Source organism: Nocardia terpenica, assembly GCF_013186535.1.
GTDB classification, from domain to species: Bacteria; Actinomycetota; Actinomycetes; order Mycobacteriales; family Mycobacteriaceae; genus Nocardia; species Nocardia terpenica.
This window is the reverse complement of the sequence record NZ_JABMCZ010000002.1, coordinates 1,065,444-1,090,074: the sequence shown is the minus strand read 5'-3', so window position 1 is coordinate 1,090,074 and position 24,631 is coordinate 1,065,444. Positions and strand designations below refer to the sequence as shown.

30 protein-coding genes are annotated in these 24,631 nt (G+C 64.6%); 24 read left to right on the top strand and 6 right to left on the bottom strand.

Features of this window, described 5'->3' with window-relative positions; translation table 11 throughout:
- Positions 1-1,233 (bottom strand): PepSY-associated TM helix domain-containing protein, encoded by a 1,233-nt coding sequence (locus tag HPY32_RS16615; RefSeq protein ID WP_082870740.1) that lies wholly within the window; start codon positions 1,231-1,233, stop codon positions 1-3.
- A 56-nt stretch (positions 1,234-1,289) separates the two neighbouring features.
- Here HPY32_RS16615 and HPY32_RS16610 point away from each other — a divergent pair, with 56 nt between their 5' ends.
- The 3 genes from HPY32_RS16610 to HPY32_RS16600 all read left to right on the top strand — a co-directional run bounded on the left by HPY32_RS16610 (position 1,290) and on the right by HPY32_RS16600 (position 4,762).
- Positions 1,290-2,273, top strand: a complete 984-nt coding sequence (locus HPY32_RS16610; protein ID WP_067580066.1) for an adenosine deaminase — start codon at positions 1,290-1,292, stop codon at positions 2,271-2,273.
- 187 nt (positions 2,274-2,460) lie between these two features.
- The gene (locus HPY32_RS16605) at positions 2,461-3,408 is read left to right on the top strand and encodes a family 2A encapsulin nanocompartment shell protein (RefSeq protein WP_067580068.1); all 948 of its coding nucleotides are present in this window, start codon (positions 2,461-2,463) and stop codon (positions 3,406-3,408) included.
- Positions 3,380-4,762 (top strand): family 2A encapsulin nanocompartment cargo protein cysteine desulfurase, encoded by a 1,383-nt coding sequence (locus HPY32_RS16600; RefSeq protein WP_082870741.1) that lies wholly within the window; start codon positions 3,380-3,382, stop codon positions 4,760-4,762. Before HPY32_RS16605 ends, HPY32_RS16600 begins: the two co-directional genes overlap by 29 nt.
- Positions 4,763-4,849: 87 nt before the next feature.
- Here the strand turns inward: HPY32_RS16600 and HPY32_RS16595 are convergent, their stop codons facing one another.
- The 5 genes from HPY32_RS16595 to HPY32_RS16575 form a co-directional block, all read right to left on the bottom strand.
- Positions 4,850-6,031, bottom strand: coding sequence for an MAB_1171c family putative transporter (locus tag HPY32_RS16595; RefSeq protein ID WP_067580069.1), 1,182 nt, complete (start codon positions 6,029-6,031; stop codon positions 4,850-4,852).
- Positions 6,024-6,596, bottom strand: a complete 573-nt coding sequence (locus HPY32_RS16590; protein ID WP_067580071.1) for a hypothetical protein — start codon at positions 6,594-6,596, stop codon at positions 6,024-6,026. The genes HPY32_RS16595 and HPY32_RS16590 overlap by 8 nt, the downstream gene beginning before the upstream one ends.
- A gap of 87 nt (positions 6,597-6,683) precedes the next feature.
- Complete coding sequence (locus tag HPY32_RS16585) at positions 6,684-6,938, bottom strand: hypothetical protein (RefSeq protein ID WP_067580073.1); 255 nt, start codon at positions 6,936-6,938, stop codon at positions 6,684-6,686.
- A gap of 228 nt (positions 6,939-7,166) precedes the next feature.
- Complete coding sequence (locus HPY32_RS16580; protein WP_067580075.1) at positions 7,167-7,835, bottom strand: hypothetical protein; 669 nt, start codon at positions 7,833-7,835, stop codon at positions 7,167-7,169.
- A gap of 16 nt (positions 7,836-7,851) precedes the next feature.
- Complete coding sequence (locus HPY32_RS16575; RefSeq protein ID WP_156674032.1) at positions 7,852-8,286, bottom strand: hypothetical protein; 435 nt, start codon at positions 8,284-8,286, stop codon at positions 7,852-7,854.
- 219 nt (positions 8,287-8,505) lie between these two features.
- On the opposite strand from HPY32_RS16575, the gene HPY32_RS46555 reads away from it, so the two are divergent.
- From HPY32_RS46555 to HPY32_RS16475, 21 genes are all read left to right on the top strand, one after another.
- Positions 8,506-8,877, top strand: a complete 372-nt coding sequence (locus HPY32_RS46555; RefSeq protein ID WP_373686650.1) for a helix-turn-helix domain-containing protein — start codon at positions 8,506-8,508, stop codon at positions 8,875-8,877.
- 322 nt (positions 8,878-9,199) lie between these two features.
- Complete coding sequence (locus HPY32_RS16570) at positions 9,200-9,862, top strand: hypothetical protein (RefSeq protein ID WP_067580076.1); 663 nt, start codon at positions 9,200-9,202, stop codon at positions 9,860-9,862.
- A complete protein-coding gene (locus tag HPY32_RS16565; RefSeq protein WP_067580078.1) occupies positions 9,859-10,635 on the top strand; it encodes a DUF6551 family protein in 777 nt (258 codons plus the stop codon). Before HPY32_RS16570 ends, HPY32_RS16565 begins: the two co-directional genes overlap by 4 nt.
- A gap of 69 nt (positions 10,636-10,704) precedes the next feature.
- Entirely contained in the window at positions 10,705-11,529 is an 825-nt protein-coding gene (locus tag HPY32_RS16560; protein WP_156674033.1) for a hypothetical protein, read from the top strand.
- Between the two features lie 47 nt (positions 11,530-11,576).
- Complete coding sequence (locus tag HPY32_RS16555; protein ID WP_309247530.1) at positions 11,577-12,233, top strand: ERF family protein; 657 nt, start codon at positions 11,577-11,579, stop codon at positions 12,231-12,233.
- 24 nt (positions 12,234-12,257) lie between these two features.
- Positions 12,258-12,518: a hypothetical protein gene (locus tag HPY32_RS16550; RefSeq protein WP_067580084.1), complete on the top strand. Its 261-nt coding sequence runs from the start codon at positions 12,258-12,260 to the stop codon at positions 12,516-12,518.
- Positions 12,505-12,747: a WhiB family transcriptional regulator gene (locus HPY32_RS46550; protein WP_082870742.1), complete on the top strand. Its 243-nt coding sequence runs from the start codon at positions 12,505-12,507 to the stop codon at positions 12,745-12,747. Before HPY32_RS16550 ends, HPY32_RS46550 begins: the two co-directional genes overlap by 14 nt.
- Before the next feature lie 397 nt (positions 12,748-13,144).
- A complete protein-coding gene (locus HPY32_RS16540; protein WP_067580086.1) occupies positions 13,145-13,450 on the top strand; it encodes a hypothetical protein in 306 nt (101 codons plus the stop codon).
- 20 nt (positions 13,451-13,470) lie between these two features.
- Positions 13,471-14,919 (top strand): AAA family ATPase, encoded by a 1,449-nt coding sequence (locus HPY32_RS16535; RefSeq protein ID WP_197696356.1) that lies wholly within the window; start codon positions 13,471-13,473, stop codon positions 14,917-14,919.
- Between the two features lie 22 nt (positions 14,920-14,941).
- Positions 14,942-15,316 (top strand): single-stranded DNA-binding protein, encoded by a 375-nt coding sequence (locus HPY32_RS16530; RefSeq protein ID WP_309247529.1) that lies wholly within the window; start codon positions 14,942-14,944, stop codon positions 15,314-15,316.
- Positions 15,317-15,402: 86 nt separating this feature from the next.
- A complete protein-coding gene (locus tag HPY32_RS16525; protein ID WP_067580093.1) occupies positions 15,403-15,786 on the top strand; it encodes a hypothetical protein in 384 nt (127 codons plus the stop codon).
- Positions 15,783-16,286 (top strand): hypothetical protein, encoded by a 504-nt coding sequence (locus tag HPY32_RS16520; protein WP_067580094.1) that lies wholly within the window; start codon positions 15,783-15,785, stop codon positions 16,284-16,286. Before HPY32_RS16525 ends, HPY32_RS16520 begins: the two co-directional genes overlap by 4 nt.
- 883 nt (positions 16,287-17,169) lie before the next feature.
- Positions 17,170-17,448, top strand: a complete 279-nt coding sequence (locus tag HPY32_RS46545) for an HNH endonuclease (protein WP_156674035.1) — start codon at positions 17,170-17,172, stop codon at positions 17,446-17,448.
- A 599-nt stretch (positions 17,449-18,047) separates the two neighbouring features.
- On the top strand, positions 18,048-18,656 hold the full coding sequence (locus HPY32_RS16510; protein WP_082870747.1) for a DNA cytosine methyltransferase: 609 nt from the start codon (positions 18,048-18,050) through the stop codon (positions 18,654-18,656).
- Positions 18,657-18,903: 247 nt separating this feature from the next.
- Complete coding sequence (locus tag HPY32_RS43890; protein ID WP_197696357.1) at positions 18,904-19,104, top strand: hypothetical protein; 201 nt, start codon at positions 18,904-18,906, stop codon at positions 19,102-19,104.
- Between the two features lie 12 nt (positions 19,105-19,116).
- Entirely contained in the window at positions 19,117-19,374 is a 258-nt protein-coding gene (locus HPY32_RS16500) for a hypothetical protein (RefSeq protein ID WP_067580096.1), read from the top strand.
- A 34-nt stretch (positions 19,375-19,408) separates the two neighbouring features.
- Positions 19,409-20,788 (top strand): terminase large subunit domain-containing protein, encoded by a 1,380-nt coding sequence (locus HPY32_RS16495; protein WP_067580098.1) that lies wholly within the window; start codon positions 19,409-19,411, stop codon positions 20,786-20,788.
- Positions 20,789-22,240, top strand: a complete 1,452-nt coding sequence (locus HPY32_RS16490; RefSeq protein WP_067580100.1) for a phage portal protein — start codon at positions 20,789-20,791, stop codon at positions 22,238-22,240.
- On the top strand, positions 22,237-22,941 hold the full coding sequence (locus HPY32_RS16485) for a VG15 protein (protein ID WP_067580102.1): 705 nt from the start codon (positions 22,237-22,239) through the stop codon (positions 22,939-22,941). Before HPY32_RS16490 ends, HPY32_RS16485 begins: the two co-directional genes overlap by 4 nt.
- 73 nt (positions 22,942-23,014) lie before the next feature.
- Positions 23,015-23,464 carry a hypothetical protein gene (locus HPY32_RS16480; RefSeq protein WP_171982889.1) on the top strand — a complete coding sequence of 150 codons (450 nt, stop codon included), beginning with the start codon at positions 23,015-23,017 and terminating at the stop codon, positions 23,462-23,464.
- Between the two features lie 58 nt (positions 23,465-23,522).
- A complete protein-coding gene (locus HPY32_RS16475) occupies positions 23,523-24,599 on the top strand; it encodes a phage major capsid protein (protein ID WP_216676131.1) in 1,077 nt (358 codons plus the stop codon).
- Positions 24,600-24,631 lie beyond the last annotated feature (32 nt).

Sequence of the window (24,631 nt, the reverse complement as noted above, 5' to 3'; positions counted from 1 at the left end):
TTATGCGCGGGCGCGCTTGCCGCGCTTGACCTTTCGCTTGAACAGCCATGTCGACAGGCCGGTTACGGCGAGGGCCAGCGGGGTGAGGCCGAACAATAGCCAGACGATTCGCCACCAGCCATTCACCAGCCAGCCGAAGTGGGCGGGCTCGAAGACCTTGGCGTAGAAGGTGTTCGACAGGGGGCGATTGTGGCTGGCGTCGACCACCTTGGTGTCGGAGGCGTCGCGGGCGTTGATGTAGACCAGGACGTCGCCGCTGTAGAAGGCGCGGTGTTCGTAGGGGGAGTAGGCGCCCGCCACCGCGGCCTGGTAGTACGGGGTGGTGTCGGTGGGGAGCATCAGGTAGGCGAGTCGGCCGGGGGCCGAACGCAGTGCGATGGTGCTGGCCTCGCCGATGCCGACCGGATGTGGCTGGCCGACCGGGCGGGGAACGAAGATGTCCTGTGGGCGTTCGAGGGTGGTGTCGCCGCCGGTCGCGCCCAGCCAGGCGCGGTGGGCGGCGGGCCATTCGATGGTGACGCCGGTAATGCCCCACATGAGCAGGAACGGGACGGCGACTATGCCGATCACGTTGTGCAGGTCGCGATCTCGCGCGAAGCGGCCCTTGCGCAGCCGCACCCGGAAGCCGTGCCGGAGGCGCGTGCGCGAGGGCCACCAGACGATGGCGCCCGATATCGCGAGCAGCACCAGCAGCAGGCCCAAGACACTGAGAATCAGTGCCGCCCAGGTGATATCGATCAGCGGGGCCTGCTCGTTCAGCATCGGTACCGCACCGGAATAGCGCAGGCAGCCGAAGGCGCAGTCGTGCAGGTTCACCAGCCAGCCGAGCACCCCGCCGGACAGGTCCACCCGCTCGATGACCCGCCCGGTGCCGGGGTCGACGGAATAGGCCGCGGTGAAGTCCCGGTTGCCGACCGCGATCACGCCGCCGTCCACGCCGACCCAACCGGCCTCGAAACCCGGATCCGTGGACCGCACCAGCGCGACGGCCTGTTCGGTGCCGACCACCGGCGGGCCGTCGCCGTGCCGGTAGAACGACGCGTGCTGCGCCCGGAACAGTTCCGCGTGATACAGCAGGATCGCCCCGGACGTCGACTGGATCACCAGCACGATCCCCAGCACCAGCGCCGACCAGCGGTGCACCGCAATGAGCCTGCGCCGCACCGGTTTGCGTGCCCGTTTCCGCGGCCGGACTCGGGACCGGTCCGCGCGGGCAACCTCCACCGCAACCATAAGATTAGGCTAACCTAATACAAGCGGGCGGGAGGGGGCGCGGCTACGATCGGCCGATGCTCGTACCGAAGGCCGAACTGCACCTGCACATCGAGGGCACGCTGGAGCCCGAACTGGCGTTCGCGCTCGCCGAACGCAATGGTGTGGCGCTGCCCTTCGCCTCCGTCGAGGAGTTGCGCGCCGCCTACCGCTTCGAGGATCTGCAGTCCTTCCTCGATCTGTACTACCGGCTGACCGATGTGCTGCGCACCGAGCAGGACTTCGCCGACCTGGCCGAGGCGTACCTGGCGCGGGCCCGGGCCGAGGGCGTGCGGCACGCCGAGATCTTCTTCGATCCCCAGGCCCACACCGCCCGCGGCGTGCCGTTCGCCACCGTCATCGACGGCCTGTGGAAAGCGTTGCACGACAGCGAGGAACGCCACGGCATCTCGACCGGTCTGATCCTGTGCTTCCTGCGCGATCTGCCCGCCGAGTCCGCCCTCGAGACCCTGCGCGCCGCCGAGCCGTACCTGGACCGGATCGTCGCGGTCGGCCTCGATTCGGCCGAGGTGGGCCATCCCCCGGCCAAATTCGCGGCGGTCTACGAGCGGGCCCGCGAACTCGGGCTGCGCGCGGTCGCCCACGCCGGTGAGGAGGGGCCCGCGGCGTACGTGGCCGAGGCGCTGGACGTGCTCGGCGTCGAGCGCATCGATCACGGCATTCGCGTGCTGGAGGATCCCGCGCTGGTCGAGCGCCTGGTCCGCGAGCGCATCCCGCTGACGGTGTGCCCGTTCTCCAATGTCCGGCTGCGCGTGGTGGATCGGCTCGCCGATCACCCGCTGCGCCGCATGCTCGAGCTCGGCCTGCTCGCCACGGTCAACTCCGACGACCCGGCCTACTTCGGCGGCTACATCCACGAGAACTTCGCCGGGGTCCGGGACGCGCTGGGCCTGACCGCGGCCGAGCTGCGCACCCTGGCCCGCAACTCCTTCGAGGCCGCCTTCCTCGACGACGACGCCCGCGCCCGCTACCTGGCCGAGGTCGACGCGCACTCGTTCTAGCCCCTATTGCCGGGTAGGGGGATGCTTTCGCATTGGAATCTCGCTGAGTTAAAACCTGGCTTTACAACGCATTTCGTGCATAGACGATCCCGCTCGGTCGGCTCCGATGCGCGGATCCTCGCCATCCGGGCGTGCCATGCTGACGGTGAAAAACCAAGCAACACACCGGATTCGGATGAGGTGTCATATGGTTACCGGGGATACGGAATCGGTCGCTCCACAGCCTGCCTCGCTGGGCGACGAGGCCGCCCAGAGTCTGGCGACCGAGACCAAGACCATCCCGCAGATGGAGTCGATCACTCCGCGGTGGTTGGTCCACCTGCTGGACTGGGTGCCGGTCGAGGAGGGCCTGTATCGGCGCAATCGGGTCACCAACGAGCACACGGTCACCGTCGAAAGTGACAACGCCGACGAGTCCTCGCTCCCCGAGACCTTCATCGACTACGAGACGGCGCCGCGGGAGTACCGGCTGAAGGCGGTGCACACGGTCGTCAACGTGCACACCCGCATCTCCGACCTGTATTCGGGTGCGCACGACCAGATCGGCCACCAGCTGCGCCTGTCGATCGAGGCGATGAAGGAGTACCAGGAGAACGAGCTGATCAACAGCCCGGAGTACGGGCTGATCCCGAATGTCGCCGACAAGCAGCGGCTTTCGACGATCGGCGGGGCGCCGACCCCGGACGATCTGGACGCCATGATCGCGCGGGCGTGGAAGGAGCCGGGCTTTTTCCTGTCCCATCCGGAGGGGATCGCGGCCTTCGGCCGGGAATGCACCCTGCGGGGCGTGCCGCCGGCCACGGTGAGCATGTTCGGGTCGCAGTTCCTGACCTGGCGCGGCATTCCGATCGTTCCGTCGGACAAGATTCCCCTCACCGACGGCCGGACGAACTTCCTGCTGATCCGCACCGGCGAGGCGCGCCGCGGCGTGGTCGGCCTGTATCAGCCGGGACTGACCGGCGAGCAGGGGCTGGGGCTGTCGGTGAAGTTCATGGGCATCGACCGCCGCGCGATCGGGTCCTATCTGCTGACCCTGTACAGCTCGCTGGCGATCCTGACCGACGACGCGGTAGCGCTGCTCGAGGGAGCCGAGGTGAACCACTTCTATGACTATGCCCCGACCGAGCGGGCCTGAGGCCCCGATGCCCGCGCGGCCGTCGGCGGGCGGGATGTGGCCGGACGAGGCGACCATGAATCGGCTTGCGGCGGAGATGTTCTCGGCGCAGCCGTCGCCGGAGCCGGACTTCTATTTCCTGGACCGGCGGGAGGCTTTCGATGTGCACTCCGTGCGCAACGATTTCCCGATCCTGCGGGAGCGGGTCAACGGATACCCGCTGGTGTGGTTCGACAATGCCGCCACCACGCAGAAGCCGCGTCCGGTCATCGACCGGCTCACGCGCTTCTACGAGCACGAGAACTCCAATATCCACCGGGCCGCCCACGAATTGGCGGCGCGCTCCACCGATGCCTACGAGCGGGCCCGGGAGACGGTGGCGCGCTTCCTCGGCGCGTCCTCGGCGGAGGAGATCGTCTTCGTTCGCGGCACCACCGAGGGCATCAACCTGGTGGCGCAGACCTGGGGCCGCAAGAATATTCGCGAGGGCGACGAGATCGTGATCTCGCACCTCGAGCATCACGCGAATATCGTGCCCTGGCAGCTGCTGGCGGCGGAGACGGGCGCGGTGCTGCGGGTGATCCCGGTCGACGATTCCGGCGATCTGCTGCTGGACGAGTACTCGAGGCTGCTGTCGGATCGGACGAAACTCGTTGCGGTGACCCAGGTGTCGAACTGCCTGGGCACCGTGACACCCATCCGGGAGATCGTCGCGCAGGCGCAGCGGGCCGGTGCCGTCACCCTCGTCGACGGCGCGCAGTCGGTGCCGCACACCGGCATCGATCTACGGTCGATGGGCGCCGACTTCTTCGCGTTCTCCGGCCACAAGGTGCTGGGCCCCACGGGAATCGGTGCGCTGTACGGCAAATCCGAACTGCTGCGGGACATGCCGCCGTGGCAGGGCGGCGGCAATATGATCACCGATGTCACGCTGGAGCGGTCGCTGTACCAGGCGCCGCCCGGACGGTTCGAGGCGGGCACCGGAAGTATCGCCGACGCCGTCGCACTCGGCACCGCCCTCGAATACGTGGAGCGCCTGGGCATGGACACCATCGCCCGCTACGAACACCAACTGCTGGCCTACGCCACCCCCCGGGTGGCCGCCGTTCCCGGTGTCCGCCTGGTGGGCACCGCGCCGAACAAGGTCAGTGTGCTGTCGTTCGTCATGGCCGGACACACCCCGTCCGAGGTGGGAAAGGCGTTGAACGACAAGGGGATAGCGGTCCGGGCGGGCCACCACTGTGCCCAGCCCATCCTCCGCCGCCTGGGGCTGGAGGAGACGGTCCGGCCGTCGTTCACGTTCTACAACACCTGCGAGGAGATCGACCGGATGGTCGCGGTGCTCGAGCGGCTGGCACGCCGCCCACACCGGTAGGGATGACCCCGGAGCCGACCCGGAGCACGGCCGGGTCGGCTCCGGGGCCGTGCGGGCGGCGCCGGTCGTCCAGGGCCAGTGGGCAGTTCAGCCTGTCCGGCGCCGCAGTGCCCGCAGGGTGTCGGCGACGATCGGCGAGTGGGCGTAGGCGTCGCTGACGCGGGTCAGCCAGGCGATCTCACCCGCGCTGTCGGCGCCGCCGCGCGCGGTCGCCCCCGAGATCGCGGGCTCCGCGGCCAGGTCGCCGAGCCGAATGTGCACCGCGGCCTTGATACCGGCCGCCTCGACGACGACGGCGCGGGCCAGGTCGTCGAGCCCCGCCTGCTCGGCGAGCCGCCGCGCGAGGTCCGCGGCCGCCGGATGGGTGTAGGCGCGCAGCGCGAGCTGGCCGTCGCGGATCTCGGCGAGCCGCCGCGTGGTGCGGAGCTCGAGATCCCACCGGGGCGCATCGATGGCGGAGGCCGATTCCGGTGCGGCGGTACGGATGTCGTGCCACAGCGGGTGCAGGGCCCGGTAGTCGCGCACCCGCGCGAGCAGCTCCGTGCCGTGTTCCCCGGCCGCGGGCAGGGTGTATCCGGCGCAGGCCACGACGACGGCGAGCGCGGCTAGGCCGGGGGAGACCAGCGTATCGAGCTCGTCGAGGCCGGTGCCGTCGAACCAGCGGTCCGCGACCGCGGCGAGCCGGGTGAGGGCCGACAGCACGCCGAGCGCTCCGGAGGCGGCCACCACGCGCAGCCCGCGCCGCAGCCAGGGGCGACCGGTCACCCGGGCCGCCCGCGCCGCGCGGTAGGCGTAATCGCTTGTGGCGAAGGCGAACACGAGATTGTAGAGCACCACGAGCTCGGCGATCCAGGGGGTCCGCGCGTAGTAGATGTCGAAGTCGACCGGGCGCTCGACCGTCGTGTGTCCGGCGGTGAACAGCGCGATAACGACGAAACCCACTGCCGCGTAGCCGATCACGCGCACCCGCAACCTCGCGCCGACCTCCGCCGGATCGCCCTGCCAGACCAGGATCACGGCCTGCAGGGTGGCGGCGAGAAAGATCAGCAGGAGGTAGACGATCAGCCCGGCGACATTGGGTATTCCGCCGACGCGATTGATCAGTCGCACCGAGGGGGGCGGCACGCAGACGCAGATCGCGGTCCACAGCGACATGACCGTCAGCACGGTCCAGCGCTGCGGGCGCGGGTGCCGCCGGAGCTGACCGGCCTTGTAGGCCAGCGCGATCACGCTCACCACGGCCGCCGCGTAGAACGCCGCGCTATACACGGCCGTGCGCCCGGGGCAGTCCGAACGTCGTCTCCATCCGGTGCACCGCGTCGGCCGCGGAATCCGTTACCGGCCACCGTCGTTCGGGCAGCCATCGGCTGACGTGGGTCAGCAGCAGGGCGGCGAACATCTCGGCCCGCGCCTCGGCCGGTCCGCGGCACATCCCGGACCGCTCGGCCATGATGCGCCGCACCGCACCGGGATCCAGGCTCGGCAGCAGCGGGCTGGGCTCGCCGGCGTCCAGGAGCGGGGTGCGGTCGTGTTCGTGCACCAGATGCCCGGTCTCGTGGCAGAAGATCACCAGTTGATGCCAGGGGCTGGTGTTCTTCTCGTAGCAGAGGTAGTGGCCGTCGTCGGCGTGAATCCACAGCCCGGACACCACATCATCCGGTGCGGGCGGAAATGTCACCGGCATCCGGGTGACCGGGCGCCCGAGCCGCCGGGTCAGCGCGTCGCAGATCGCGTCCATGACCCGCTCCGGCTCGGCGGGCATCGACAATCGCAGGTCGGTGACGAAGTCCGCCACCATCCGGGCGGAGCGCCGCCGCTGGGTTCGTCGGCCCATCCCGTCGTACCTCGAAGGTCTCGTGTGCTCGAACACCGTTCGGTGCAGCATAATCCGGCTCCGCCGGTCGGCGGCGCGGTTCGCGGCTCAGGCGTCGGACACCGCGATCACGGTGGCATCGCGCAGGGGCACGGGGATCTCGCCGCCGTCGAAGTGGGCCAGGCTCGGCACGATCACCGCCGCGACGCCGAGATAGCTGACGATGGCGCGCAATTGGAGGGCCGGATTGTCGGTGTGCGCGCCGAACGTGATGGTCTTGCGCAGGTCGTAACCCAATCGCTTTGCGAGACTACGGATCTGGATCTCGTCCCACTGCTGGCAGTGAACTGTACTCAGACGCAAATAAGCAGATGATGTTTCTACAGGTCAGCGCACTATTCATGCCCAGTGAACCAGCCGTATGTAATCTTCGTCACAATCTGGCTATGGGTCATGTTCGGTAGGGCGCAGGTGCGCTCTGGTCGGCAGCGGTGTGCATTGGGGGAGGGCGATACACCAGAAGGGCACGGCCGGGCGCGAGGTGATCGCGTCTTGCCGTGCCCCTCTTGCTGTCTGGGTTGGTTTCGCCGTTCAGCTGGCGGTGTTCATGGTGACGGGTGCGTGTCGTGTGCGTACGGTCTTGAAGTGGTTGAGGATGCCGGTCACGCTCATGATGAAGATGGTGGCCAGTCCCAGAGACCATCCGATCGGATGATCGGCGTAGCCGAGGTCGGGGGCTGCGAAACCGATGAGCCCCATGGTGAGGAACAGGCACCCGGCGAGCGCCCACAGGGCATCGGTCACTGCCAGGCGGCGGCCGTCGATCACCCACGCGATCATGGTGACGCCGATGACGGTGAGAAGGGCCGCATTGCACATCGCGTAGCCGACTCGCAGAAGTTCGTGCACGTCGTCACCGCGTGCGAGGCGCGCGATGACCGAGGTACCGGCGAGCGCGAGGAACGAGAAGGCAGCGGCCCGCACGAGGCGCGGGGCCCGGAACCCGGTTGCCACATGAACCGTCAGCGCGCATGCGCCGACCAGCCCCAGTACCTCACCGCACCATGCCAGCCCCAGGCGGACCGGAAGCCCGTCCGGCATGGGCAGCACCGCCAGCCAGGCCAGCACGAACCCGGCGAAAGCCGCATAGGCGAGGGTGAGAGCCCGGCTCTGCACGACCTCACGCCGCGTGTGGCGCAGGATGGCAGCGCTGGCGGAGGTGACTGCGACTAAGGCGGCGACGGTGACGCCGACGTTCATGGGTTCCCCTGTTCGTTCACTCGGACAAACTTCTCCGGACACTGGCGCGTCGGGCGGCCGTGGCGGCTCGCTTGTCCGCCGTGGCCCTGCGTTCCCTTGGACGTTCGTTCGGACCGTTTGGTTCCGTTACTCGGTCACTGGATGCAATCTGCTCGCGCCGCAGCAGTTCCCGCAGTAGCTGAACCGTGGTGGCCGCCCGAACTCCGTCCAGGACGGAGGCGCGGTCGGCTTCCTCCTGTGTCAGTGATCCCCCTTCCACCAATCCCTGCACCGGATCGGCTTCGAACGTACGTGCGAATTCTATCACCGTGTCGGGATCGGGTCTCTCGCGAAGTAACTTGCGCCCCACGGTCGAGGAGTGTTCACCCATCGCCAGCGCGATCTGCCGGGCGCTGAGCCCGTCCGTGACCGCGTCAACCCATCGCTCGAAGTGACTCTTTGAAAGCTTCACAGCCCGAAGTTTGCCGCATTTTTGTGGCGCTCGCAACCTCGTCTACCTGCGGTAACGCGGATATTAACGAGGAATTGACTCCGCAAATTTGCGTCATAGACGTTGCGATGATGCGTCAACGGCGGTTAGCGTCTGACACCAGTGACCGGCTGTAAGCACACGGCACGGATTGATGACAGACGAGGGAAGTAGGGGCGGAAGGTGCAAGTGTCGCGTTCGATGACGTTGAGGTTGGTTCCGGGGCTTCTCGACCTGCTGAAAGAGGCTCGCGGATTCACCGAAGAGGAGCTTGCCGCCGCGCTGGATGTGCACAAGGAGACGTTGCGGAGGGTCCGCAACGGTCATCCGCCGAGCCCCCGTCTGATCGCGCACGTGGCGTCGCTGTCGGGTCGCAGCATCGAGAAGGTTGTCGAGGTGGTTGTGATCAAGCAGGCAGCGGCCAGCATTCCCGCTGCCGATCGCCGGACTCGGCCCCTGACCAGATGCGTACGGGCATCGTGCACGTGCCGGGCCAACGGCGCCACGGCTACAGCACCGTGCCGACGAACAACAGCCCCGTCCCCGGTCACGGGAACCACGGCTCGCCGCTGATCCCAGCGGCCCGTATCACGCGGTGCGCTGTCCAGCGTTCATCGCATGAGGAGCCCCGGCGGCACACATCCCCGGTTCGAGTCCGGGAGGGGCACGACGACAACCCTGATCAGGGTTCGTCATTCCAATGATCCCTCGGAATTTCGTTGTGGCTACCCCATGCCGAAAACGGGTGGATGCGTTCCTTGTCAACTCAATAGTGTGATGCCTCTTATTGACGCTGTGAAAAGACAGAGAAGAGCCTATGCCGCCCATTAGGGCGCTGCCGGTTCGCGACCGGCCATAGGTGCGACACAATGCCAGAAAGGATACAGGCGAAGGAATGGAATTGGTCGAAGACATTGCCGAGAGTCAACTGTTGGTCAACAAGCGTCGAGCCCGCTTGAAGCAGACCGCTGAATATGATGACGAGATAGCCGACGGCGCATGGCAGGCCCTGGAGGTGGAGCCGGATGCCGCTGTCAAGCGCCTCGATGACGATGCGAAAGAGTTCGGATACGAGTTCACACACGAGCGGCGGCTGGACCTCGCGCGACGGATGCGCAGAAACGGCGCGACGTTGAAGCAGGCAGAGAAGGCTTCGGGGCTCAGCAAGAACACCATCCAAAGGGACGAAGTGGCGAATTTCCCAGATGGGAATTTCGCCACCCGCGAGCAGAAGCGCGAGGACATCGCGGACGCGATCGAGGAAGATCCGCAGGCTTCCAACCGCGCTATCGCTAACCGCGTGGGCGTGGACAAGGACACGGTCAAGAGGGTTCGTGACGATCTGGACGAGGAGCGCGCAACCGGCGTGAACCTGAAAGCTCGGAGCAAGGCGCACGAGGTCATCCGCAATACATCGTACGGGTTGGACGGTGTTGTCGGGGGATTCGAGATGATCGACTTTTCCGCCGTCGACCCCGCTGAAGTGGCCGAGGACATCGAATATATCAAGAAATACATTCGCCAGATTCAGGCGTTTTTGCGAAAGGTGGGCAAATGATGCGTCACAAGACTACCGAACTGATCGATCCTGCCGAGTTGACCGTCAACCAGTCGACGCAGCGGCCCCTGAACGAAGGCTTCGCCCGGAAGATCGCGAACGACTTCAATCCTGACGCTTTCGGGCGGCCGGTTGTCAGTTACCGGAACGGGAAGAAGTACATCCTCGACGCACAGCACCGGGTTGCCGCGTACCGGATGAGCGGGCGGACCGCGGACATCGAATGCGATGTGTACTACGGGCTGACCGAAGCCGAAGAGGCGGAACTGTTCCTGTCGCTGAACACCAAGAAAGCGCCGCAGCTGGTCGCGAAGTTCAAGGTCGGCGTCACTGCCGGGCAGTCCCCGGAGGTGGAGATCAGTGAAACACTCGCCCGTCACGGGCTCACGGTCGGCAACGGCCGAGCACGGGGCCGTATCTCTCAGGTGGCAGCCTTGTACCGGATGGAGAAGCGGGGCGGTGTCGCCCATATGGACGATGTGCTGGGGGTGTATCGGGAAGCGTTCGGGTCCGACGCTTTCGATTCGGTTGTGCTCGATGGGCTGAGCCTGTTTCTCACCCGCTACGGCAATGAAATCGATCCGTTCCGGCTGATCGATCGGCTGTTGCAGGAACGCGGCGGCATTCATGGACTCATGCAGGGAGCTCGGCGCATGAAAGACAGCCATGGCATCGGTAAAGCGGATGCGATGGCCGCATCCATTGTCCGCGTCTACAACAAGGGCCGGGGAGGCAAGAAGGTCGCCGATTGGCTGCTCAACACCAATTTTTGACCTCTACCCGTTCCATGAGGCCGGGTCGTTTTATGCGGCTCGGCCTTTTCTATGCTCTTAAAGGAATCTATGACGGATTACAACGTTAAACGTGACCATTGGGGTAGGCCGCTGCTGATCCCGCGCGACGGCACCGCGCGGGAGCCCTACACCAGGGCCAGTACTTTATCCAAGGCCCTTGCCGATAATTCTGGTCTGATGAACTGGCAAGCGGCCATGGTCGCTCTGGGAATTGTGAAAGAACGGTCTCTCGCCGCGCGTATCGCCTCGCTATTGTCGAAAGACGGTGATGCGGCATATTCCCGGAACAAGACCGCGTTGCGGGATATCACCGAGCGGGCGAAGGCTGCGGCTGGCGCCGGTCGACCGGCTGACAGTGGGACCGCCTTTCACGAACTCGCCGAGGTCATCGACGGTGGCCGGTGGCCCGAGTACATGCCGCCCGAGATCGACGGGCCGATGCGGGCCTACGCAGAGGCCATGCAGCGTGCGGGGGTGAAGGTGCTTGACAAAGAGCCGTTCCTGGTGGTGGACGAGATTCGGTGTGCCGGATCGATGGATCGGCTGATCTCGCTCGACGGCATGGTCATGGCGGCCGATATCAAGACCGGTACCAACAACTCCCGATTTCCATTGTCGGTGACGTGCCAAACGGCGATCTACGCCCACGGGGAACGCTACAACGTCGAAGACGACACCCGCTCCCCGCTGTGGCCGGGCGGCGTGAGCCTGGATACCGCGTTGTTGATCGAGATTCCCCGCGAACCCAACAAGCGCGGGAAATACGAATGTGGTCTGTACAAGCTCCCGATCGATCTGGGCTGGCGGGCCGTGCAACTCGCTCTCGATGTCCGGGAAATGCGGAAGATGCCGAAGCTGGAACGTATCGATTGATCCGTAGCAACCGGCGGAACTGATATCTAGAAAGGGAGACCGTATTGGTGCATGTTTTCGCGGCCGTGAACCGGGTGATGTGTGATGTGGGTGCTGTACGGAAGGATCAGAAGAACACGGCGCAGAAATTCTCCTTCAGGGGTGTCGACCAGGTGGTGAACGCGGTCGCTCCCGCGCTGCGCGAGCACGGGGTGATCGTGGCCCCGGTGCGGTCGACGCTGGTGGTTCGGGAGATCACCAGCGGCGGGGGTAAGCGGCAGGCGTGGGTGACCGGGACCGTGGATTACACGGTCTATGGTCCGGAGGGAGACAGCCTGCCGGTTGAGGTGGCCACGGAGGCAACGGATTTCGCGGACAAGGCGACGGCGAAGGCAATGAGTGTCGCCTACCGGATCGCGTTGCTACAGCTGCTGAATTTGCCGACCGATGATCCCGACCCGGATAGCGAATACGTGGAGCGCGGTACCGCTGGCCGGGCGGTCCCGGCCGGGCGAGCGGAGCCCAAGTCGGCCGGACCTGATCAGATTCGGCAAGAGATCTTCGGGTTGTGTGAGAAGCGGGGCATCAGCCGTGACCTGCTGGTCCGGACCTGGGGAACGGTCGGGGACGGGAAGATCACCGAGTGCCACGACGCCGCGAAGCTGCGTGCCCTGGTGGACCTGCTCACCGCCATCGATCCGGACCAGAATCAGGCGGGGGCGTGACCGTTGGAGCTTGACTCGACAGAGATGACCGACATGTCGGATCGGCTGTACAAGGCCGGGTATGTCGTCGCGGCCAATCACCTTCTCGCCGCTGCCCTGGTCCAGTCCGACGCCGAGACCGCCGACCGCCGCCGGGACGAACAGTTGGCGGAGGTGATGCGCACAGCCTACCACTACGGCAAACCTGTTGTGCCGCTGGCGCAATCGCGGTTCCGGTCTGGATGGATCACAGCGGCGCGCGCCGTGCGCGACATCGTGACCGAGGAAGCCGATGCCGAGAACTGACCGGTATTGGCGAGACGACGCACTGTGCGCGCAACCAGGAGCCGACCCGACGCGATGGGACGCCGATTCGCTCCCCCACTCGCCCGACAGGGCGGCGGAAGCCGAGAAGCGGTGTACAGGGTGCCCGGTGCCGAAACAGTGCGCCGAGGACGCCGTGAGACCGATTTTCAGCGTGGACGGGGCGGCCCTCTACACCACCGGGGTTATCCGGGCGGGAGTGATCACCTGAACCCACTGGAACAACTGGCGGCACTCGCCGGGGTGGACGCTCCCTGCCCTGCTGGAGTCCGTGAATGCCCGGATTGTGGGCGCACCATGATCCGGGGTGGTGATCGATCCCGAGGCTTGACCGATTACCGGGGCCGCGGATTATGCCGCCGCTGTTACGGCATCCGCCTGTCCGAAGGTCGGCTCTTGCCGCCGAAATTGACGACCCGTGTTCCGTCGCCGTCACTCGGCCGATGTGTCACATGTGCGGAAAATTTGGTGTCCCGATCGGGGAAACGTGCCGGTTATCCGGGGCGGCAGCTTGGCGGTCGCGGAATGTGTAATGCGTGCTACAAGCGCGACCGCAGACAGAGGCAGAACAAGGAGAAGTAATGAATATCGGAAGGATCTCGGATGCCTTGGCCGTGCTGAAAGGGGCGCCGGTCGGTGGAGCCGATACCGTTGATGACGATGATCTCTCGATCAAGATTCCCTATCAGGTGCTCTCGTTCGGCCTGTCTCCGCAAGCGGTCTCGCTGTATGTGATGCTGGCGTCGTTCGAGGACGACACGAAGGTTCATCGTGACGATATCGCGCACGCCGCCGGAGTCCAGCAGGGACGCAGCGCCTACCGGTATTTGCGGGAGCTGCAATCGGCCGGGTGGCTCACTGGATGGGTGGTCGACGGGAAATTCGTCCGGGCCCGCGTGACCCGGACACCGTAACCCGAAGGGGGCAACCCGTGATGGATGCTTTCGAGCGCATCATCGGGGCATTCGAATCTGAAGGGTTGACCGTCGTTCGCAAGGGTTCTGACCATGCGGACGCGCAAGCCCCCGGCCACAGTCCGGCCGATCGATCTGTGTCGGTACGGCGAATTCCCGGCCGGGTGCTCATTCATTCACACAGTGACCCGACAGACCGAGTGCTCGAACAGCTCGGACTCACAACGAAAGATTTGTTCGACAACCCGGAAGGAGTGCAATACCGCTATTCCGACGGCAGGATCGTGCATCGGTCCCCGGAAAAGAAATTCCGGCAGTCCGGAAACACCAAGGGCTCGGCGCTCTACAACGTCGAATCCGTACAGCAAAAGGTCACCACGGTTTATGTGGTCGAAGGCGAGCAGGATGTAGAGACGCTACGGTCGGTCGGTGCCGTGGCGGTATCGAATCCGATGGGGGCCGGGAAATACGGTGCAGCGGACTGGGCCCCGCTCACCGGTAAGCATGTCGTCGTTGTCGCTGATAAGGATGATGTCGGGCGGACCCACGCTCACGGCGTCGCGCGGGAGCTGAAACACCTTGCGGCGTCAGTAAAGATCGTGGAGGCGGCCGAAGGCAAAGACACGTCGGACCACATCATGAGCGGCCACGGGCTCACCGATTTCGTCCCGGTGACGATCGCGCCGCAGCTGTCGGCGGTCTACAGCGATATGCGGCGGGCGCTGGCAGGCGGGAAGGTCGACCGGCCCCGCCCGACCATCCTCAGCCGCGAAGACGGGGCATCGCTGCTGTATCCGGGGGCCGTGAACTCCATTTACGGTCTCCCGGAGGGCGGTAAGTCGTGGCTCATGCTGGCGGCTATGGCGGAGACGCTTAAGGCCGAGGACGGGCAGTGCCTGTATGTGGACGCCGACCATAATTCCGCATTGGCGCTGGCGTCGCGGTTGTCTATGCTCGGTGTCGCGCGGCAGGTGATCACCGATCCGACTCGGTTTCTCCACGTGGAACCGGATTCGGCGGATCATTTGATGGACATCGTGAACGACATGAGCGACTGGGGGCCGACCCTGGTGTGTATCGACTCTGTAGGGGAAATCATGCCGCTGCTGGGCGCGAGTTCCATCGACAACGATGAATACACAAAAGTGCACGCCCAAGCGTTCAAGCCGCTGGCGAAAATGGGGGCCGCGGTCGCGTTGATCGACCATATCGGCAAGGGCGACACCACGGCGAAAAGCGGACCCATCGGAGGTTCGGCGAAACTCCGCGCTATCGACGGCGCAGCGATCAAAGTAGCCGTGCGCCGACCGTTCACACCCGGTAAAGGCGGCGCCGCTTGCCTGTCGATTGCGAAGGATCGGCACGGTGAGATACGCCGCCGATGCCCGAACGACTACATCGGCGATTTCGTCATGACCCAAAACAGTAATCGGATCGATTGGAACATCACCGCGCCGACCGGCCGGTGAAACATGGAGAAGGGAACACTTTTTGCCCGCATTGCAGACCTCTCAGGTCAAGGGATTCATCATCGGAGAGGTGAACCTCGGATTCACCCCCAAAGGTCTCGCCTACTGCCATTTCCCTGTCGCTTTCAGTCAATCGGTGAAGAACAAGAACACCGACGAGTGGGAGAAGACCAAGAATGTCGTTCTCAATGCGACCGCGTGGGGTGATCTGGCCGAGTTCATCGGCGAGAAGTTCGAAAAATTCACCGAGATCGAACTGTCCGGCATCGTCTACGAGGACACCTACACCGGAAACGACGGCGAGGAACGGAAATCGCTGAAGATCGACGTTCGTACCGTATCGGGACCGCTGCCCAAACGTGGCGGCGGCAGTTCGAACGGCGGATGGGACGTGTAACGAACTCCCTACCGCGATAACCGATTTCGAGCGGGGCACCGACCTTTCCGGTGCCCCGCTCGCGTACGGGAAGGGAGCCCTCTCTAATGGCGAATGCCTTGAAGCGCAAGGGCGATGCGTTCGAACGCCTGCTGCGTGACTACTTCCGTGTCTGCGGCTTCCCGTGGTGTGAACGCACCAAGGCCGGATACGAACGCGACGGTGGAGACCTCCACCTCGACGCCGTGATCGGGATGAGTCCCGGCGTCATCTGCCAGGCGAAGAACGTCCGGACACCCCGCTGGCGCGACTGGGTGAACGGACTCCGCGAACAAGTCGACAACGCACACGCCGATGTCGGATTCATCGCCCTCAAACTCCAGGGATCAGCGAAACCCGAAGAGCAACTTGCCTTTATGCCACTACCCGAGTTCCTGCACCTGGTTCGCCGAGCCGGGTACGGCAACCCCATCGAGGAGTACGAAGCGTGACCGAACTGGACGAGCTGATGGACCTGATTCACGACACCCCAGACGTGATCTATTTCCTCCGGGCCCAAATGACGAACAACGCCCGCGCGGCAGACGGCCGGGACTGGACCGACACCGAACGACCCACACCCGACCGGGTGGCCAGTTCCAAGACCGTGACCATGGCACCGTGCAGCCTGGACGCCATGAGCGCCGCAGACGCCGAAGTCTCCGTACTGGCGAACTGGGGCGATCGGCTCGGCGTCATCTACACGGGCCGCGTGTGGCGCTCTCACGGTGTCGTGCGCGGCCTGGCCGGTGACGACCTGACCGTGGTGTGGTCACTCGTTGAGGGATTCACCCGATGGGCCCGCGAGGGGTGGACCGGTAACGCCGACATGCTGAACCAACTCCGGTCGGTGCGGAACCGCCATCGCAAGCAGTGGGGCGATCTCGACCTGTTGTTGATGCACCGACCGGAGAGCCGCGAACAATCCTGGTCCGAACCCGGACTATTTTAACTACCTTTCCGCGGGGCGATCAGTGCAAAGAACTGGTCCAGCATGCCCGTGCTCAACCATCTCTGATTCACCTGGTATCCACTTTTCTCCAGAGTGCCCTGTTTCGCATCGAGTTCCATGCCGTCTGCGGGTACAGCGATTACCTGATCATTATCTCGTACCAGGTAGATGATTCTACTATTCTTGTTCGTTACCGCGATCATAATTGCACGCTATCACGGAAATCGGAAATCGGGTCGATATTGGTCAGATATATAGGAGCAGGCACGTGTGGTTGAACCAATGGGAGGCGAAAGAGCTTACCGGTCGCTCTCTTGCCACCCTGCACCGTTGGCGGGTTCATGGTTGGGTCAAGACAGCCGTACGGGACCGAGAACGGCTCTACGACAAAACGACTCTGCTGAAAGCGGCCGATATCGCCACGAGCCGCCGTGGTGGCCGACGTAACCCGGTCAACGGTGGAGGCAACAACCGGCGCGGATATTGGAACAGCGACCATGCCAAATGCAAGAACGGGTTGATACCTTTGTTTTCGTACGATCGGAACAGGCCGAACGAGGCACCCAGAAACTCAACGAGCCTTCAACCTGACAATCCCTGATCCGATCTCTTCTCTGAAACGCTGCACGGGGAAACCTCACGCGGTAAGCGACAACAACACGAGCCCGATAGCAGCGTTCGATGACAACCCGATAGGAGGCGCTGTGAGTGCAACACTAACCCCGGATCAATGGGGAACAATCGTCAAGGCGTGCATCATCATCGGCAAGGCCGGTCTTGCCGCTCTCAGCGCTATCGTCGCCGTACTGTAATACGGACAGCTGATTGAAGCCTCTAACCATTCGGTTAGGGGCTTTCTTCATATCGAAGGCAGGCGACCCATTTGCCGACCACACGGAGAGGCTTGGATCACCGAGCCTACCGGCGAGCAAAGAACCAACTCCGCAAGCAATCATCTACCTGCTGGCTCTGCGGCAACGATATCGACCGAGAACTTCCACCCGAACACCCCGAATCATGGACCGCCGACCACATTGACCCGCTCTCCAAAGGTGGCCATCTCCTCGGGGAACTCAGGGCAGCCCACCGAAGCTGCAACAGCCGTCGAGGCAACAAAGATGTGACCGAACTGAACCTCCTCCCCACCAGCCGACAATGGTAGGAAGCATGCAGGTCAACCATCGTGGATGACAGATTGCCGCACACCCTGCACTAGACTAGGCAGCCAGTCACCTGCGGTAGCCACCAGGAAGAAAGAACACATTGATCAGCAGAGACAATCGGTGTCAAATCATCCTGGAAACACTCGCCAAGAAAGCTCACAACGATATAGCGGTTATAGAGTCCGCCGAGCTACAGCAGATAATCGGGTTCAACGACCCGAGACCACTGGGAAGACACCTGGGTCACCTGGTAGCGGATAAACTGATCATGCGAAGCAAATGCGGAAACGTGTACAAACTGCTCCGCTGAAACAATCGAACACAATGCGACCAGGCATTATCCGAAATACTCCCTGAAATCGGGGTTCGACCTCAAATTTTGCCGATCGAGCCGGTGTGACCCGGCATGCACCCCCTGAAGGGCCTTTCTGGCCTCCTCTCGGGCATACAGGCCGATTCTTCGCGAGCCAGGGGGAAGGGGGACGCGGAGGTTGGTAGGCGGGTCTATCGGGGAAGTGCGGATCGGTTCTACGTCTACCACGTAGTTATTTTCACTTCGGCCGATGGCTGAATCTCACCGACTGAGTTTCAAGGAATAATGGTACGAATCGGAAGCCTTTGCTCGGGCTATCTTGGGCTGGATATGGCGTTGGAGTCGATCTTTGCTGAGATCGAGTTGTCCTGGGTCGCTGACATCGACCGTAACGCGATCAAGTTTCTGACGGGTCGAACGCCGACTGTGCTCAACCTTGGAGATATCAAACAGGTCGATTGGAATGCGGTACCGCCGATCGACGTACTGACCGCGGGATATCCGTGTCAGCCGTTCTCGACTGCGGGCCGCAGGAAGGGAGAAGATGACCCCCGACACCTCTGGCCATACGTCCGCGAAGCCGTTCGCGCGCTACGACCGCAACTTACGCTGCTGGAAAACGTTGCCGGACACCGCAGCAAAGGTTTCGACGCGGTACTCGGCGACCTTGCCGAGATCGGGCTATCTGCGCAATGGGTGTCTGTACGAGCATCCGACATCGGTGCACCGCACCGCCGTGATCGGCTCTTCATCGCTGTTACCGACCCCGATGGCGGCGAACTCGCGCACTGGCGACGGGCCAGCGCAGCACAGGCGGGAGCATCCTCACCTGGCAGCGATATCGCGCCTGATTCCGGAAGTACGGTCGCAGCAATTCACACCGTGGGAAAGTGAGCGAACCGATGGTGGATCGGCTGTTTCCGACCCCGGCAGCGAGCGAAGCAGGCAGCGGCGGTCAACCGATCCCGATCCGAGTGCAACAGAACCATCAGATCCGGCTGCTCGACCTGGCGACAACGCTTGGGGTGAGTTCCTGCCCGCTGTGCAGGAATGGGAACGTCGCACACGTCCGGCGCCCTGGATCGCCGAGCCCAACACGAACGGAAAGCCCCGCCTGTCTGCTCGATTCGTCGAATGGCTGATGGGCCTACCCGAAGGCTGGGTCACCGCACCCCAACTCGGCTTGCCCTACTACGGCCAGCTGCACCTACTCGGCAACGGCGTGGTACCACAACAGGCGGCCATAGCCGTGCGGATGCTGCTGGACATGATCGGCGCCGAGCTTCGTCCACCACACGCGTGTGCTGAAACCGGACCGCATCCAATCTCCGACGCCGCGTAGGGAGGTCTCGGTATGAGCTTGGCCAAAGCCGCCAAGAACGGAACGTTGCTGGAAATCCTTACCGAACTCCGGGACGAACTCATTCAATCCATGGCTGAAGCCTCTGCCGGCGTCAAGCCTCAGTACGCGAAACAGATTTCGGATCTGTCGCGGGAGATTGCCGAACTGGAACCGGCGAAGAAGGAGGCTACCGATATTGATAGCTTCCGGGAAGAATTCGCGTCCCTTGTCGGTCGGATCGAAGACCCCGGCGGCGAGCCCTCCGGCTAGGACGGCATACGGCTGTCAGATTCCGTTACGCCGAGTGGAGGACCTGGGGAACCTGGCCCCGGCCACAGTGGGCATCAAATTCGTTGCCCGCTACGGCTTGCAGCTGGACCCGTGGCAGGAACTCGTATTTCGCTCCTGGCTGTCGTTCGGCCGGAACGGGAAGTATTCGCACTCGCGGTGTGGGTTGTCGGTTCCTCGGCAGTGCGGGAAATCGGCTCTGCTCGAGGCGCGGGCCTTGGTGGGTATGTGCCTGCTGGGTGAGCGGATTCTGTTCACGGCGCATGCGACGAAGACCGCGCGGGCGTTCTTCCAACGACTGTTGTCGTTCTTCGAAGACGAGCGGTTCCCGGAACTCGCGGGCATGGTCGAGAAGATCCGCACGGCGAACGGGCTGGAAGTGATCCGGCTGCGCAACGGTGGCAGCCTGCAAATCCTGGCGCGTAGTAAGGGCAGTGGGCGCGGCCTGACGGTCGATGTGGTCCTGTTCGATGAAGCGCAGGAATGTTCATCCGAAGCGCTGGAAGCGTTGGGCCCCACCACCGCGGCGGCCCCGCTGGGGAACCGGCAGTTGGTTTTCGCGGGCACACCACCGAGCGAGGTCATGAACTCGGAGGTGTTCACCCGGTTCCGGGATGAATGCTTGTCCGGGCGTGCGGTGCGGGCGTCGTGGCTGGAGTGGGCGATGCCCGAAGGCTCGGACCTGGACGACCCGCAGGCGTGGGCGCAGGCCAATCCGGCGCTCGGGTATCGGCTCGGGTGGGACGAACTCGCCGAAGACCGCGCCCAGTACTCGGATGAGGGTTTCGCGCGTGAGCGTGGGGGCATGTGGTCCGCTGCGGTAACCCGCGCGGACATTGACGGTGCATCGTGGCGGTTGGTCGCCGACGGTGCCTCCCAGGTGCTCGACCCGATCGCGATCGGCGTCGACATCTCCCCCGATCGGAGCAGGGCGTCAATCGCGATTGCCGGGGCCCGCGCTGACGAGCTGTTCCACGTCGAGGTCACGCACAACCGGAAGGGAACCGAGTGGGTGGCCGCGGAGCTGCGGCGGATGGTTGCGGTGTGGTCTCCGGTGTGCGTGGTGGTCGACGGCCCGGCCGCCTCCCTCGTGCCCGAGTTGGCGGCGCTGGACGTGCCGGTCTATAAGACGACGCTGCCCGAGTACGCGACCGCGTGTGCGCTGTTCTACGACTACGTGATGTCGGGGGCGCTGCGGCATGTGGATCAACCGATCTTCAATACCGCTGTCGAGGCGGTACGGAAGCGGGTTGTCGGGGATCTGTGGGTGTGGGGGCGGCGCAATGCGGAGTCGGATGTGACGCCGGTGGTTGCGGCGACGGTGGCGCTGTTCGGGTTCATCAATGCCCGGCCCAAGCGGCGGGGGCGGCGGAAAGCGGAAGCGGTGGTGTTGTGAATGGTTGAACTGCTGCAACAGGATTCGTTACGTGATGACGAGATCCGCACGTTCGGCGCGCTGGAATCGTTGATCGACAAGCATCGGCCTACGAACCGGGTGAAGCAGGCGTATTACGAGGGGGACAAGCGTGTCGAGTCGCTGGGTATCTCGGTGCCGTACGAGGTGGCGGCGAAGCTGCGCACGGTCGCCGGGTGGGCCGGGACGGTCGTGGATGTGCTGGACGAGCGGCTGGACTGGCAAGGCTGGGTCCAGGCCGGGACCGACGACTACGGGCTGAAACAGATCTACCGGGCGAATCAGCTCGACTCAGACTCCGGTATGGCGCATCTGGACGCTTTGATCTTCGGTACTGGATTCGCCTGTGTGGGTAGGGGTTTCGATGGTGAGCCGGATCCGCTGATCACGGTCGAGTCGCCGTTGTCCATGTCGGGTATCCGGGATTTCCGGACCCGGCGGTTGTCGGCGGCGCTGTCGCGGCACTGGGACGAGGATGCGGGCGATTACGTGTCGGCGCGGCTGTATCTGCCTGAGCAGACGATCTACCTTGCGAAGGACCGGCCGCATGGCCGGTGGCTGGTTGCCCATCGCGACCTGCACGGGCTTGGGCGGGTGCTGGTGGCGCAGTTGGTGAATCGGCCGCGTGCGTCGATGCAGGCGGGTCGTTCGGAGATCTCGAAAGCGGTTCGCTCCCATACTGATTCGGCGGTGCGGACGTTGATGGCGATGGAGATGAACAGAGAGTTCTACTCCGCCCCGCAACGGTGGGGAACGAACCTGTCACCGGATCAGTTCAAGCTGTCCGATGGGTCGGTGGTGACCGGGTGGGAGGCGATCATCGGCCGGTTCCTGGCGGTACGCGGGGACGAGGACAACCCGGAGGTGGAGCCGAAGGTCGGTCAGTTCGCCCAGGGGCAGCCGGGCCCGTATCTGGAGCACCTGCGGGGCCTGGCGCAGCTGATCTCGGCCGAGTCGGCGATACCGCCGATGTATTTGGGGTTCGCGTCGGATCAGGCATCGAGCGCGGACGCGATTCGGGCGATGGAGTCGCGGTTGATCAAGCGGGCCGAGCGCCGACAGACGATGTTCGGCCGGGCCTGGCTCGAGGCCGGGTTGCTGGCGCTGCTGGTCCGTGACCGTGAAGTCCCCACCGACTATGCGGCGAATGTGTGGCTGAAATGGCGCGACGCGGCCACGCCGACCCGGTCCGCGGCGGCCGACGAGGCGGTGAAACTGACGGCGGCGCAGATCCTTCCGCCTGATTCCCCGGTCACTTACGACCGCATCGGCCTGTCTCCGATGGAGCAACAGCAGGTCGACGCCGACAAACGCAGGGCTCGGGTCGGGGGCCTGCTGGACGGGCTCCGCACCGCGGCGCAGACACGGGCGCAAACGGCCCCGAGTGTCGCTGAGATGGCTCAGAAGACCGCACCCGTGTCCGAGGCTGCGTGAACACGGTCGAGGCGGCCAGCGAGCTACGCAGCGTTCTGAATGACATGACCGTGGTCATGGCCGGAGAGCTGGGCGAGTTGTTCGACCGTGCGGCCGAGGCCGATCCGGTGGCGTTGCGGGCGTTGGTGGTCGAGGCGTATCCGGAGATCGTGACGCCGTGGGCGGTGACGGCGGCCGAGGCGTCCGCGCTGTGGTACGAGCAGCTGGCGCCCGAGCTGGACTACACGGCAGTGCCAGCCGCACCCGCACCCGTGGAGCAGTTGCAGGGGTCGGCGGCCTGGGCGACGACCCAGGACAAGGCCCTGGAACTGCTGATCGGGTCGGCGCAACGCACGATCTTCGGGGCCTCACGGGACACCGTTGCGGGGGCGGCCGAGCGGGAGCGGGGAGCAGTGTGGGCGCGCACGGCGTCGCCATCGGCGTGCCCGTGGTGCCGAATGCTGGCCACTCGGGGCGCGGTGTACTCGGGCCGCCTGGTCCGCGAACGCTCCGGGGATACGGGCCGGTTGGTGACCGAGAAGGGCAAGCGGTACCACGACAACTGCCGCTGCCTGGCGATCGCGATACGGCCCGGCCGATCCTATGAGCCCCCGTCCTATATGCAGCGGTGGGAAGAAGAGTATCGGGAGGCGCGCGACGTGGCGGGCTCTGGTGATCCCAAGGCGATCATGGCGGCGTATCGAGAGTTGTTGAAGCCGTGAGGTTTTCCGCTTACGTCCAGCGGATCAATGGACGGAATACATGCTGACGAGCTACGGAAGGAACGCGCACACAGTGAGCGACACCAAGGCCACAACCGACGCAGAGACCGGCGAGGCCGGGAAGACCGGTGAGGAGTTCACGCCGATCACGACGCAGGAACGGCTGAATGAGATTCTGCGGGAACGGATCTCGCGGGAGCGGGCGAAGTTCGCCGATTACGCCGAGTACAAACGCAAGGCGGCCGAGGTCGACCAGGCTGAGCAGCGCGCCCAGGAGGCGGAGGCACGAGCGGCCAAGGCCGAGCTTGCCACGCTGCGCGCCGATATCGCCCACGATCACGGGTTGCCCGCCGAGGCGCTGGCCGGTGGTACCGAGGACGAGCTACGCGCTCATGCGGCCGTGCTGGTCGGGCTACTCGGTGATCGGAGCGGGCCGCGTGGCCCGGAACCCGACCCGATGCAGGGCCAGACCTCGGCCGACACCGATTCGGGCGGCGATTGGCTGTCGGCTCTTATGCGCTGACACGCAACCGAATTCAGTTCTTCACACCCCGGCCCGGTTGATCGGCCGGGGTTTCTTCATGCTCGAAATCGAGGGGAATGCTTTGGCGTACAACAAGATTGTCGGCCGACCGACCACCGATGCTCAGACCGTGGTCCCCGATCAGGTGGTCAAGGAAGTCATTCAGACCGCTACCCAGTCCTCGGCGCTGCTGTCGAAGGCGCGGCCGGTGCCGATGTCCAGCAAGACCTACCATCAGCCCGTCCTCGCCTCGCTGCCCGAAGCCGATTTCGTCGGCGGTACCGAACTCGAGGACACCGCCGGTTCGGGGGCGGCCGAGCCTGGTTTCGATGGGAGGGACGCGAACCCGGCCGATGGTCTCAAGTCGACCTCGAATATGGGGTGGAAGCCGTTGAGTATGACGGCCGAGGAGATCGCGGTCATTGTGCCGATTCCCGATGCGCTGGTGGATGATTCGGCTATTCCGCTGTGGGAGTCTGCGCAGCCGTTGATGGCCGAAGCGGTCGCGAAGCGCCTCGATGAGGCAGGCATTTTCGGGGTTCGGGTGCCCAAGAGCTGGGATCTTAAGGGCGGGCTGATCGGGGCGGCGAATGCCTACCAGGTGGATGCGTCGAAGTTCTCCGACTACGGCGCAGCGATTGCCGACGCGGGCGAGCAGCTCGGCGCGCACGGGGTTCCGGTGACCGGGTTCATTTCCCGGCCGGGCCTGGGCTGGGCGATGGCGAAAGAGCGTGACGCCGTGGGAAATCCGATCTACGCGCCGGCTACTGCCACGACTCCGGCGACGATCTACGGTCTTCCGACCGGCGAGACGCTGACCGGCTCGTGGAACCCGGCGCGGTCGCAGATCCTCGCGGGCGACTGGTCCAAGGTGTTCGTCGGCATCCGCCAAGACGTGACCTTCCAGTTGTTCCGGGAGGGTGTGATCACCGACGAGACCGGCAAGGTCGTGCTGAACCTGATGACCCAGGACGCGAAGGCGCTGCGGTGCGTGTTCCGGGTCGGTGTGACAGTGGCCAAGCCGATCGATCGGGCCGGGCGCGAAACCCTGCCGCTGGCCAATATTTTCGGCAAGCCCACCCCGATCACGCTGCCCGAACCCAGCCCCGCGCCCACCACCAAGAAGGCCGCCTAGCGGGATCGGTGACATCGGCGACGGGTGAGGCC